This is a genomic window from Rhodobaculum claviforme, from assembly GCF_016653255.1.
In the GTDB taxonomy this organism is placed as follows: domain Bacteria; phylum Pseudomonadota; class Alphaproteobacteria; order Rhodobacterales; family Rhodobacteraceae; genus Rhodobaculum; species Rhodobaculum claviforme.
Genome location: NZ_NHSD01000234.1, coordinates 1 through 12,186, shown reverse-complemented (window position 1 = coordinate 12,186; position 12,186 = coordinate 1). Strand labels below are relative to the sequence as shown.

Here is a 12,186-nt window from a genome sequence, read left to right as displayed (position 1 = left end):
GATCTGCCCTTCGCCCATGGTGATCCTGGCGTAGGCGCGTCTGAACCGTCACCCTTCTGAGGTTCAGTCCCGACAGCGCCTGCCCCATCCGGCCTCGGGGAGCAGGCCTATGTCGTCGCCGATCCTGCCGATCTGGGGGAGCGCAGGCGCACGCCCTCGCCACCTTCGCCATCCCCCTGGTCGAGGAATTGAACCCCCTGGGCCTCATAGAACTTCCGGAGCTGTCGAAGGCTGTGGTCGGAGACGAGGCCCTTGTGGTCTGGTCGACCTTCGATCCGCCGCAAGGTGATCACGGGCATGTCGAGCCGTTCACAAACCGTGGCCTGGGTCAGATCGAGCAGGGCACGGGCGGCCCGTAACTGGTTCCTGGATATGGGTTTTGGCTGTGTCATGGGGATTTTTCTCCTTCTCGCCTTACTGAGCACTTGCTATCACTTCTGTCTAGTGATAGCTTGTTATCAGTCAGCAGGAGATCACCCATGCAGAAGCTCACCACTCCCGACGTCGCCACGCCCATCATCCCTCTTCCCGGCGCCTCCGGCGCGGGACCGAAACCGGCAAGGCGTGGGGCGTCTTTCCCCACGTCCTCCCCCCTGGAGGTCCGTCTCTCCATCGGCCTCTCGCGCCTTGCCGACGCTCTGTCGACGGCCTGCGTCGCCGAGCTCGAGCTGGTCGGAATGCCCGCCTTCGATCCCGCCCTGGCCGCGTGGCGGGAGGAGGCCGAGGCGGGCTGGGCGGCGGCGTGGGCGCACGCCGAGGCGCTGGCCGTGGGCCCCGGGGACGACAGCGCGGCGCGTTGGTGCCGGCGCTTCGGGCGCGCGGTGATCGACGTCCTCGACGCGGAGGGACCGGCGGTTGCGCGCTGCGGGTTCCGTCGGATCGCTGCGCTGCTCCAGGATTTGCCGGCGGCCCTGCGCGCGCTTGAGGGCAGCACCCTCGCACGTCTTCGCGTTTGCCTGACCTGCCTGTCCGACCTCTGTGATGCGATCGACGGGCAGGCGGAGCAGCGCGCGGCACCGCCGCCCGGCTGACACCCGGCCCGGTCGGGCCACCCCCTCCCTGTCTCTCTCAATACCGCTGCGGTGCTCCCGCAGCCCGGAGCGGTCCGCGACGCCTGCGGACCGGCCGATCCCCTCATGCCTCATCGAAGGACCAATCCGATGGCCAGAAAACCTGCCCGCAAGTTCCGCACAACCCGGCGCGCTTCCATCACCATCGACGGCGTCCGCCATCGCCTCATGGCGATGCCCATCCAGCCCCAGTGGCAGGCCGCGGCCGCCGCGAAGGGCTTCGACATCGTCGCCCGCGCCAGGGACCGCTACCACCTCGTGCTCCGCTGCCGGGCGTGCGGCGGCCTGAACCTCGTCAAGATCTACGTCCTGATGAACAGCCAGCCGCGCTGCCGGGCCTGCTTGGAGCGGGACTGGCGGGCGCGGGCGGAGGCTGCGGGCGTCACCTTCCTGCGGCGTTGCCCCCGCGCCCGGCACTATGCATGGGTGCGTCTGGCCTGCGGGCACGAGGTCCGGCGGCAGATGGAGCTCATCGACCGTGTCGGCCGCGGCAAGACGGCGATCCGCTGCGAGATCTGCCATGCCGCCCGCGAACGGGCCGAAGCCGAGGCCCGCGGCTGGCGCCTCGTCGGGCCGGATCCCGAGGGCTCGCCGCACTATCGGCTCTATGCCCATGACGGGCCGGAGGGATGCGGCCACCGCCAGCGCATCGCGCGGATCAACATGCAGACCGGCCGGTTCGGCTGCGCGCAGTGCGGCGAGAGCTGGTCGGCGGCGCCGAGCCACATCTATCTGCTCGCCATCGAGCTGCCCCCGGCCGAGAGCGATGGGCCGTGGGAGCGGGTCATCAAGCTCGGCATGAGCCGCGATCCCGTGTCGCGGACCCGCCACCAGTTGCCCCGGCATGACGCGGTGCGCATCGAGATCCTCGACAGCGTGCCGATGCCCCGGGGCCGCGATGCGCTGCGCATCGAGAAGGCGCTCCACGGCCGGCTTGCCCGCCAGGCCCCGCAGCTGCGGATCCCGAGGGCGCGCTTCGAAAACCATCTGAAGGTCGGCAGCGAGATCTACCACAGCGCCCTCGAGCGGCCCCTCCGCAGGGCCTTTGATCGCCTGCGGGCGGGCGTTCAGCCCCCGACACCCTGAGCCGCCACCCGTTTCCGACGCCCGCATTCATTATGGAGAACCTCATGTCTCATTACGACACGCCCATCGCCGGCCCGTCCACGACTCTGGTCATCCGCCTCCACCGGCTGCTGAGCAAGGCCAGGTCCGGAAGCGACAAAGACGTGTGTCTCGACCCGGAGCTGCCCGGCGATCCCGGCGCCAGCCCCCGTCCGACCCCGCAGATCGGCTGGAGCCTGCGCCGGGCCGGCAGGGCCAGCCTTGCCGACAGCCTGTCCGGGTCCCGGCGCGCGGAACTGACCGCGGAGGGGGTCGACGTCTTCGCCACCGCCGTCGCCGACAGCCCCCCGTTCCCCGATCCGGCCATCGAGCTGCCGCCGGCCCAGCTGCCGTTCATGCTGTCCCTCGCCCGGCTCTGCGACGACCCCGCCGAATTGGCGGCCCTCGCGGATCCGATGCGGATCAGCGCGCTGGCCGTGCCGAACGCCATGATGACGGGGACGGCGGTCGAGAAGGCCCTGCGCCGGTTTGCGCGCCGCACGTCCGATGCCGAGGAGGCAGGCATTTCCTCGGTTTGGGTCACCCCGGAGAGCTACCCCGCCGGTAAGGGGCTGGAGGACTATGTCGACGATGCACTGACGCGGGGCATCAAGCTTGTCTTCTCGCTGGCGCCCGGGGCCACGCTGCCGCCCGACATCTCGGCCCTCGTCGATCACCACGCCGCACTGCGGGGGCTCGACCGCGCGGGCGTTGTGGCCCTTCTGGCGCTGACGCACAGTGCCACGGGCCGCCTCGACCTGGTCGAGCTGGCCCGCCGGCTGCCGTCTGACGAGGTGCTGGCCACCCTGCCCGGGCGCATGCTCGCCGCGGCGCTCCGGCAGCCGAGCTCCCTGAAGGTTGCCGATGCGCTGGCGCGGCTGGCCGCGGCCGTGGCTCCGGTCGCGCCCACGCCCGGCCCCGAGCGGCCGCGGATCACCCTCGCGCAGGTCCATGGACAGCCCAAGGCGGTGGAGGCCCTCGGCCGCATGATCGCCGACCTGAAGGGCTGGTCGGCCGGGCGGGTGGCCTGGCCGGAGGTCCCGAACGGTGTCATCCTGGATGGCCCCCCGGGGACCGGAAAGACCTTGCTGGCGTCGGGGCTCGCGGGCAGCGCCGACATTCCCCTCGTCGCGGGCAGCTACGGCGATTGGCAGAAGGAGGGGCACCTCGGGGATCTGCAAAAAGCGATGTCCCGCTTCGTCCAGAGGGCGCGGAAGGCCGCCCCCTGCGTTGCCTTCATCGACGAGCTGGACAGCTTCGGGAGCCGCGACAGCGCGGGGCCGGGGCGCTGGGGCCTGCACTACGACACGAAAGCGACGAACCATCTGTTGACCTGCCTGACGGAGATCAGGGCCACGGAGGGCGTATTGCTGATCGCGGCGACGAACCACCGCGACCGCCTCGACCCGGCCGTGGCCCGGGCCGGGCGGTTCGATCTCCACCTCGGCATGCGCCTGCCGGACCTTGCGGCCCTGGTCGCGCTCTTGCGCGAGGGCCTTGGGACCGACCTGCCCGACATCGACCTGCGCCCGGCGGCACAGGCACTTCTGGGCCGGACGGGGGCCGATGTCGCAGCCCTTCTGCGGCAGGTCCGGGCGCGGGCACGGACGGCGGAACGGGCGCTGGTGGCCGAGGATCTGCACGCCGAGATCGAGGAGGTCTGCCCCGCCATCCCCGACCAGGACCTGCGCCGATGCGCGGTGCATGAAGCCGGTCACCTGGTCGCCGGGGCAGCCCTCGGGCTGCCTGCGGCCCGGGAGGCTTCGATCAATGTCGCGGGAGGACAGGTCATGCAGCCGCCGCCCTTCCTCACGACCCGTGAAGACATCGAGGCGGTACTTGCGCATCTGATGGCCGGCCGGGCGGCCGAGCGCCTCGCCCTCGGCAGCGTGGGCTCGGGGGCGGGCGGGCCTCCGGGCTCCGATCTCGACCGCGCGACGCAGATCGCCGCGGCGATGGAGCTGAACTTCGGGTTGGGAAGCTACGGTCGGGTCTACCTCGACCCCGACCGGATGTTGCCGATCGACGGGCGGTTGCGGGCCGCCGTGGAGCGGCACCTCGAGCGCGCCGAGATGCGGGCCAGGGACCTGCTGAGCCAGCACCGCGTCACGCTGGAGCAGGTGGCCGAGCAGCTGGAACGGGAACGGTATCTCGACGCTGCACAGATCGCGGATCTGCTGTCGGGCATCGCGGGCCCGGACCGGGACGCACCGATGGCCGCCCCGTGAGGCGGGCCCGCCCGCCACCCCGGCCCTCGCCGGGGTGGCGGCGCAGACGGTCAGAAGCCGGGGACGTCCGCCAGCGTCGGGGCGTCATGCAGATCCGAAGCGGTCAGAGCCTCGAGGCGCTCGAGGAGACCCCGCAAGCGATGGAGGCGAACCACGACCAGGCCACACTCCGCCCCCTCGGCGTCAAGGGGGGTCAGCGCCGGATGGCGCGATGCCAGGCCAAGCGCCGTCACCCGATCCCGGCTTTCCTCGCTCAGCAGCGCAAGGTTCAGCGTGTGCAGCGCCGAAAACAGCGTCCGCGCGGCAGGATGGTGCGCCCAAGCCTGCACCACAGCACGCCCGAGCGCCGCGACAGCATCCGTCATCGTGGCATCCACCGCTGCGCCGATGGTGTCGGACGTCATGTTGGTGTGCCGCGGATCATGGGGATCCTCTTCGAACGCCACCGCCGCGGAAAGCCGATCGACGACATCGTCGAACAGCTCGAGGCTTGCGCAAAGATCGGGGTTGGACGCGCGAGCGCGCGTGGTAGAAATGGCCTCAGCCATGGCGTTTTCCTTTCCATAGAAGGAGCGTTGTGGTCAGAACGGGTGCGGGGGGTGAGAGCCCCGTGCCCGTTCGCCATTTTGCGGCCTTTTTCGGAATTGTTCAAGAAGAAATCTTCTGGATTATCCGACAGGTCAGGAGGCCTGAAAATCCACATGCGAAGATCGTCCTCCATGGATATAACGGTGCCCTTCCAGGTCGTTCCCAGGTGGAGAAATCCTCCCATAACCGTCAGGACGATGCCCACATGGAAGACGCGGACGCCATCGCCCACAGATGATCTTCCGCGCTTCCGAGACCCACTCAGAGGCCGATATGGCTTCATTGAAAGGATTGTCTTGATGCTGATGCGCCGTCGTACTATGCCCCCATAAAATATCCTGGAGGGACCGCATGACCAATCTGGACCAGATGTCCGCAAAGGAGCTGATGAAGCTTTCGCGCGAGGCTCTCGAGATCGCGGAAGCCAAGAGGGACAAGGAGAAGGAAGACCTCCGGGCCGCCATCATCAAGATGATAGAGGATGAAGGCTATACCCTTGAGGACATCTTTCCGCGCGCTGCTCCGATCACGGGAAAGCCCATGAAAAAACCTCAGGTGGCGGCAAAGTATCGGCACCCCGACAACCCCGGCCTGACATGGTCCGGCCGGGGACGAAAGCCGAACTGGCTCGTTGAACAGGAGGCTGCAGGCCGCGCGCTCTCGGAGTTCCTGATCAGGACGACGTAAACCAGAGCCGGTGGCGGTGAACAGTCTTCCACGTCAGGGGGACCGCGCTTGGGGGTGAGGGTCGAGGACGGGATGCAGTCCGTGTGGTCGGCGCATCCTGCCGGGGCTTGCGTCCCCTGTGCGTCCTCTTCTTGCCACCATCCATGATTGGCTTGGGCCCGTGCCCCCGAACCTTGGCAGCTCGGAGTGACGTGATCACCCTGGCGGCAAAAGGGTGAGCTTGCGGTCCCGGGACGGTCAACGAACGCTGCGCTCACAGGAGCGGGACGGGCGCATGAACCGGGCATGGCTGCGGCCGAAGATGGCACATCGGTCCATGTGACCAGGCGTACTCCTTCGAGATGTCCATTGGACAGGTCCACGCCATACAGCGATTATTCCAAGCAAAATCAGATATGTCCATCTGTCCAAGGACAATTCGCCCCATGGTGCAGAATACTCCGGAACGCCCGATACACGCATCCGGCGTTTTCGTGTAACGGCGTAACAGACACATAAACATGCCATGTTTTCAATGGCCTGCGCTGATACAGCCGGTGTAACGACCTGTTACGCTTGTAACAGGTCCCGTGACCTCCCCCTTAGGACTCCTCGCGTGCCCAAAAATATATATATACCAATCGGAGTCTGTATCTTTCTTTCTCTTCGAGCAAGTCAGAAGCTGCGCCTGGGATCTGTCCACCGCTTTCAGCGTGACGGCGCCATCGCCCCCTTTTCCTTCCTTCAATGATGCCGCAAGGCAAGTCGGATCGGCAAAATACCGCCTCCGACTTGGACAGCGCTTCGGCTCTTGCGGCCTGATCCCAGATCAGGCGAGGCGTGGATTTATGTGGATTACTTCGTTTTCTCCTCGCAATCCTGGCGAGGAGCCATCAGATTGCACGCATCAGCGCCATGAAAGCCGAGCACCCTTCATGAAAAAACCTACCGTCGTGCCCATGCCCAAAGCGGCCACACAAGCCAAGTTTCTTGCGGAGCAGCCGGAGAGCCTGCGCGATTTCTACGTCGCGATCCTTGCTGGACTGCCCTCCCAGTTCAAGGTGTCGCGGGACGGGTTCACAGAAAGCAGAAGGGAAGTTCTGAGATTGGGTGCCTTCTGCTCACCCTTTCGGGTGAAGTCCCTGGTTGAGGCGCCGAGGTCAAGGCATTGGTCCAGGGTTGTCGAAATTCTCAACCCCAAAGGGGAGCTGGTGGACTGCATTGTCGCCGAGGGAAATCTGACGGGGAAGCCGCGCGATGCGATCGCCGCGCTCTCGAACCGCGGCCTGCAAGTCTACGACACGGACTCCATTCATGCGATCCTCAGCCTGGTCAGGAACTGGCCGGTTCCCCCCGAGGCACATCTGACCCTGATCGAGCAGGTGGGATGGGTCCCGGAGCGGGACGCGTTCATCCTGACCAGCGGTCGGGTCATCACGCGCAAGGGGGCCCCGTCGAAATATCGGTTTGGAGACGAGCCGACCGCGAAAGAGATCGGCACCCTTCCTCAGTGGCGTGATCAGGTCGCCGCACTGGCGGTCGGGAACCTCAACTTGCTGTTCGGGATCTCTCTCGGCTTCTCGACGGCCCTGATGGAGTTCACGGAGCTCGACACGTCGATCTTTCACTTCTACGCCAAGACGAGCCGCGGCAAGACGCGGCTTCTTCGGACGGCCCTGACCGTCTGGCCCAGAGCCGGTGTCCGTGAGAAGACATGGGCCGGCACCATCAACGGGCTGGAAGCCGAGATCGCCAAATCACATGGCATCCTGCTGGGGCTGGACGAGTTGCGGGGCGATGCGACCCCGGACCTGCCGGCACTCATATACCGGTTCGCAAATGGATCGACCAAGGCGCGGGGCCGCAAGGAGGGTGGTGCACAGGAGCGCTCGACATGGCGCACAGGGGTGATCTCGACGGGTGAGCACTCCTTTGTCGAAATCGTCAGCAAGCTGGGCGGCATGCCGACCGGAGGACAAGGCGTCCGCATGCTCGATATTCCGGCGACTGGTGCATATGGGGTCTTCGATGCTCTGCACGGGTGCGAGACCAGCGACGATCTTGTCGTCCGACTGGACGGGGCCATCCGGAAGGCCTGGGGGGCTGCGGGCGCCGCCTTCGTGGAAAACCTCCTCGAAATGGGCGAGGACGCGCTCCAGGACGCCCTCGATGCCGACATACGGCGGCATACTCTTGCCCTGCAGCAGCATCTGGAGGTTTCTCCCGGGGACGACAGGACGGCGGAGATCCGGCGGGTCATCCAGAGCTTTGCCCTGGTTGCGACCGCCGGCGAGTGGGCGACGGACTGGGATCTGACTGGCTGGGTACCCGGCACGGCCAGCGCGGCGGTGCGGACGATCGCTGCACGCTGGTTGGCTGGCCGTGGGCGTCTGCCTTTCGAACAGAGCGAGAACCTCAAGAAGGTGCGCGCGTATCTGGCGACGAACGAACAGCGCTTCGCCGCGCTCAACGCCAAAGGGCGCGTGACGCCCCCTGACGAGGAACGGCTGGGCTACCAGGACGAGGCGTTCTTCTATCTCCTCCCCCCAGCCCTCACCAACCTGGCCCACGCGCTTGACACCCAGGCGAACAAGCTTCTGGAGGCCTTCGCCGAAGGCGGCTTCCTGGAGAAGGGCGGAGAGAGCAAGAGCTTGCAGTTCCGCCTCCCCGCCAGCGTACCCGGCAGACCGCGCGCCTACCGACTGCGGCGTGCCATTCTCGACTTTGAGGAAGACCCCCAGAGCCCCTCCGACAAACCCCAAGGACATGAATGACATGGTATACCTGTTGACCGATGAACAGCTGAAATGGCTGATGGAGAAGCACCCCACTGGCAATATCCACACGGCAGCGCTGGAACTCCACGCCAGCCTGGTTGCCCTGGCGCAGGAACAGGACCCCGAAAAGCAGGGCATCCTGGAGGACGCTGTGCGCAAACACGCCGCCGCTCTCTCGCACGCGCTGTCTGAGGACGCCCGCGGCGGGGAAGAGGCTATCAACGACGACGTCTCTCACGCGAGAAACTGACCGAGATCGGGCTGGGGGAGATGGCCGTCGTCAGCAGCCCTGCGCGGTCTGGCTGGTTGGCTCGCCCGGGCGTGCTGGAGCGGCGTCCAGCATGACCCGCCGAGCGCAAGACCCGCTCACGCGAAGGGGTTCACGATCCGGAGCTGGCCCTCCACAAGCAGGCCGTCGTGCATGCCCCAGGATGACCTCGGCGCGATCCGCCCTCGCACCATCCTCGAGGAGGTAGAGCACGACATTCGTGTCCGCGAACTCAACGCTCATGCGCGTCTTCGCGGCTCAGGCGCTCCGCGGCAGGCAACCTGCCGCGAAGGCGACGCAGACCCGCCAGAACCTCGTCGGCACGGGGTCGGCGACGTACCTTCACCTGTCCGTCGTCCTTCACCAGGTCGATGTGGTCGCCCTCCCTCAGGCCCAGCTCGCGCACAAGCTCTGCGGGCAAGCGGACGGCGAGGGAAGTGCCCCACTTCGCAACCTGCATGTCGGCCTCCCAGGTCAGATATGCGGTCGGTGCATGTGTATCCCGGCGGCAGGGGTTTCAAGCTCATGCCCGCAGGCGGTGGCGCATGCCCTGGGCTCCCTGGGATGAGCTGGTCCGGCCCCCGGCCGGCGGGTGACCTTGCGGATCATTCAGTTCGGCGCGGCATGGCCTGAGAGGCGCTGAGCGGCCCGTAGAGGCGGCATCTGCCCTCTCGGCGCTAATCGGGTAGGCAAAAGGCTGCGTGCCCGCTCTGCGGCTCTCTCAGCGCTCCTGAGGCCATATCGAGCCGCAGGGCGCCTGCGAGCTCGGCTGAACGGCCGTGATTGGTGTCACCGCCCGCCGCCGGGCCTGCACCCCTCCCCAGGCTCCGGACCTGCCCCGGGGGTCATCGAACGCTGCGGGGCATTCCCGCCCCACAGGATCGCGCCGTCGACCGCGCCATCATGCATCGGGGACCGGATTGGGATGATGCGGGGTCAGATCTGGCCAGATCCAGTTACATTCAGGCGGGTGACGCCCGGGTGAAACACAGGCGTCACAAGCCAAGCCATTGTTTTTAAACGCAGTTACAATGTTTCGCCGTTACGCGGGGTGTATTTTTAATGTGCGTGTGCGTGCGTGCGTGCGTGCGTGCGTGTGCGTGTGTGCGCATGTATATTTATCTATATATGTAACTAGATATATATATTGTAACAGTGGCTTCTATTCAGTGACTTAGGGGAGTTACCTCACTTATCACTACAAGTTACAAGCGTACATGTGCAGTTTCAAACGGAAAAAGGGGCCGCCGCTGGCACCCTTGACCCTCGCGCGAAACACCTCGGGACCTCGACCGCCGGCCGACGCCCCCCCGAGACTCGTTCACGATACTCCAGGAGGCACACGCGCGCGGATCGGCCTGCCCCCGTTCCCGCATCCGAACGGCGCGTCACCGCGCAATCACGCCACGGCACATCCCTGCGGCGGCCACTGGATCGGCGCAGGGCACCATGCGACAGGCCTACCGGCCTCCATCAGGGCCACACAGGACTTCGCGCGGCGCCATCTCCGCGCACACCGGATCCCTCAGCACACGCTGACAAGGTCGGATGACGTGCGCCGGCTGTGTCCATGACGGCCTCGCTGCATGCCCCCTCCCCCATTGTCATGGCCCCACCTGCGCCACGCTTCAGGGTCTTCCCTGCCATGCCCTCCGGCCAGGGACCGGAAGGACGGCGCGTGTCGACGGCTTCCCAAGATACCCCAGGAGCCCCCCTCCTGGCTCCCGAAGTCGCAGTCACGCTGGGGGTTTCACCATGGAACGCGCAAGGCTCAGCAGCTTGGCGCGCTTGGGTGGATCGATGGCCGCAAAGGCGCGCATGAGGGCCGACGCCTGGAAATCCTGGAGTTCACGATCGGACGCCTGCTCTCCGTCGCCCTGCGGCAGGGCGTCGTAAAAATAGGAGATCGGGACCGACAGGGCTTGCGCCATGTTCCACAGCATCGACGCGCTGACGCGGTTGATCGCCCGTTCATATTTCTGGATCTGCTGGAATGTGACGCCCAGCTGGGTCGCAAGCATCTGTTGTGACAGCCCCAAGGCCAGCCGCCGAGTGCGAATGCGCATCCCCACATGTTGATCGACCGGGTGCTGTAGCACTCAACCCCCACACTCCATGCGAATGTTTCGAGGATCTCCCTGACCTTCCCCATCAGTCAAGCATTTTACGGGCTACCCGCGTCCCGGTCCGGTTGAGCATGCCCGAGACGGCGACGCTTCGGGATTGTACGGATGCCGGTCCATCGTCGTCGATCACATTGAACGCATCGGCGCCGGTGGACGCCATCCGGGCGCACGCAGGCCACACCGATCTGGCAGATGCCGCCACGGTCGCGGTTGCGGTCTCCACATCGAGCGCGAGAACACGGAGCGGGCCCGCCGGAGACGGCGGCTCCCCGGGGATGATCACCGCAGGAGTCGCCGGAAGATGCTCCCCCGCAAAGCGGGCACGCTGGCGCACACTGGCCGACAGCTCAGGCGGGCCGCACGCAAGACGCGCAGGGTTGCCCGGACCAGATCCGCAGGCTCACCATAGACATCCATGCCGTGACCTCGTTTCGGTACGATGGCGACCATCTGTGCTTCCAGAGCTGCGATATCTCGTCTGGCGTCCAGCGACACCCATCTGGCGCGGCAATGATCCGCGATGAAGGCGCTGTACGGGCTTTGGCGATGTTCCCGTCCGCGGTGCTTGAGGGGCCGCACGCCTGAACAGAAACCCACACGGTGGACATGGTGCAGGGCAGTTGGTACGATACTGGAGCACCAAAGGAGGGCGCCATGGGGGTCCACAAACAGTCCGTCAGCTTCACCGAAGCGGCCTTTGCCTATGCCAGGGAGTTGGTTGATCGCGGCGACTACCCCAATGTCAGCGCCGCCGTGTCCGGCGAGTTGGCCCGCGCCCGCGCCGCACGCGGGCGAGAGCAAGCGCTGCTCGAGGCGGAGGTGCGCCGGCGGCTCCAGCTGCCGCCGGACCAGTGGGAGCCCGTTGCGGGTGTCGAGGACTTCACCGCCGATGCGCGCGCCTTCCTTGCGGACCAGCAGGACGGAGAGATGCCGCAGGCATGATCCGGATCGAACGTCATCCGCTGGTCCGGCGTGACCTGCGGGAACTGGCGCGCCACGTGGCGGAGGTGTCGGGCGATCTCCGGGCAGCCGAGCGTCGGCTCGATCAGGTCGACACCCTTCTCGCCGACATCCTTTCAAACCCGAGCTCGGGTACAATCCTGGGTGCGGCCCTCCCGGGATGGCGCGTGCGTCATGGTGGTGCGGGACAGAAGATCACGATCGTCTTCCGCTTTACAGGGACCGGATACCGGCTTCAGATCGCCCTCGTCGCCTTCGGTGGTCAGAACTGGCTGGACGCCACGGCGGGCCGATCGGAGGCGTTCGTGCAGGGCTAATGCAGCGCTCGAACGGTAGCTCTCGCAGAGCGATCTTCTGGGCAGGGCAATAGCCCAGGGGCCACAGGTGGCCGGAAACGGT

12 protein-coding genes are annotated in these 12,186 nt (G+C 66.4%); 8 read left to right on the top strand and 4 right to left on the bottom strand.

Annotated elements, in window-relative coordinates; all coding sequences use genetic code 11:
* Positions 1-107: 107 nt before the first annotated feature.
* Positions 108-392: an XRE family transcriptional regulator gene (locus CCR87_RS08495; RefSeq protein ID WP_201157099.1), complete on the bottom strand. Its 285-nt coding sequence runs from the start codon at positions 390-392 to the stop codon at positions 108-110.
* Between the two features lie 87 nt (positions 393-479).
* On the opposite strand from CCR87_RS08495, the gene CCR87_RS08490 reads away from it, so the two are divergent.
* The 3 genes from CCR87_RS08490 to CCR87_RS17635 all read left to right on the top strand — a co-directional run bounded on the left by CCR87_RS08490 (position 480) and on the right by CCR87_RS17635 (position 4,402).
* Positions 480-1,031, top strand: a complete 552-nt coding sequence (locus CCR87_RS08490) for a hypothetical protein (protein WP_201157098.1) — start codon at positions 480-482, stop codon at positions 1,029-1,031.
* A 51-nt stretch (positions 1,032-1,082) separates the two neighbouring features.
* A complete protein-coding gene (locus CCR87_RS08485; protein WP_201157097.1) occupies positions 1,083-2,156 on the top strand; it encodes a GIY-YIG nuclease family protein in 1,074 nt (357 codons plus the stop codon).
* Between the two features lie 143 nt (positions 2,157-2,299).
* Positions 2,300-4,402: an AAA family ATPase gene (locus CCR87_RS17635; protein ID WP_201157096.1), complete on the top strand. Its 2,103-nt coding sequence runs from the start codon at positions 2,300-2,302 to the stop codon at positions 4,400-4,402.
* 50 nt (positions 4,403-4,452) lie between these two features.
* Here the strand turns inward: CCR87_RS17635 and CCR87_RS08475 are convergent, their stop codons facing one another.
* On the bottom strand, positions 4,453-4,950 hold the full coding sequence (locus tag CCR87_RS08475) for a hypothetical protein (protein WP_201157095.1): 498 nt from the start codon (positions 4,948-4,950) through the stop codon (positions 4,453-4,455).
* A 391-nt stretch (positions 4,951-5,341) separates the two neighbouring features.
* Between CCR87_RS08475 and CCR87_RS08470 the strand changes: the two genes are divergently transcribed.
* The 3 genes from CCR87_RS08470 (at position 5,342) to CCR87_RS08460 (ending at position 8,683) form a co-directional block, all read left to right on the top strand.
* On the top strand, positions 5,342-5,677 hold the full coding sequence (locus tag CCR87_RS08470; protein WP_242511927.1) for an H-NS histone family protein: 336 nt from the start codon (positions 5,342-5,344) through the stop codon (positions 5,675-5,677).
* A gap of 914 nt (positions 5,678-6,591) precedes the next feature.
* Positions 6,592-8,430, top strand: coding sequence for a DUF927 domain-containing protein (locus CCR87_RS08465; protein ID WP_201157094.1), 1,839 nt, complete (start codon positions 6,592-6,594; stop codon positions 8,428-8,430).
* A gap of 13 nt (positions 8,431-8,443) precedes the next feature.
* Positions 8,444-8,683: a hypothetical protein gene (locus tag CCR87_RS08460; protein WP_201157093.1), complete on the top strand. Its 240-nt coding sequence runs from the start codon at positions 8,444-8,446 to the stop codon at positions 8,681-8,683.
* Between the two features lie 250 nt (positions 8,684-8,933).
* Here CCR87_RS08460 and CCR87_RS08455 read toward each other — a convergent pair whose 3' ends face one another.
* Together CCR87_RS08455 and CCR87_RS08450 are read right to left on the bottom strand one after the other, a co-directional pair.
* Positions 8,934-9,161, bottom strand: a complete 228-nt coding sequence (locus CCR87_RS08455; protein WP_201157092.1) for an AbrB/MazE/SpoVT family DNA-binding domain-containing protein — start codon at positions 9,159-9,161, stop codon at positions 8,934-8,936.
* A gap of 1,276 nt (positions 9,162-10,437) precedes the next feature.
* The gene (locus CCR87_RS08450) at positions 10,438-10,767 is read right to left on the bottom strand and encodes a helix-turn-helix domain-containing protein (RefSeq protein ID WP_201157091.1); all 330 of its coding nucleotides are present in this window, start codon (positions 10,765-10,767) and stop codon (positions 10,438-10,440) included.
* A 714-nt stretch (positions 10,768-11,481) separates the two neighbouring features.
* Between CCR87_RS08450 and CCR87_RS08445 the strand changes: the two genes are divergently transcribed.
* Positions 11,482-11,769, top strand: a complete 288-nt coding sequence (locus CCR87_RS08445; RefSeq protein ID WP_201157090.1) for a hypothetical protein — start codon at positions 11,482-11,484, stop codon at positions 11,767-11,769.
* A complete protein-coding gene (locus CCR87_RS08440; protein ID WP_207186596.1) occupies positions 11,766-12,104 on the top strand; it encodes a type II toxin-antitoxin system RelE/ParE family toxin in 339 nt (112 codons plus the stop codon). The genes CCR87_RS08445 and CCR87_RS08440 overlap by 4 nt, the downstream gene beginning before the upstream one ends.
* The last annotated feature ends 82 nt before the right edge of the window (positions 12,105-12,186 follow it).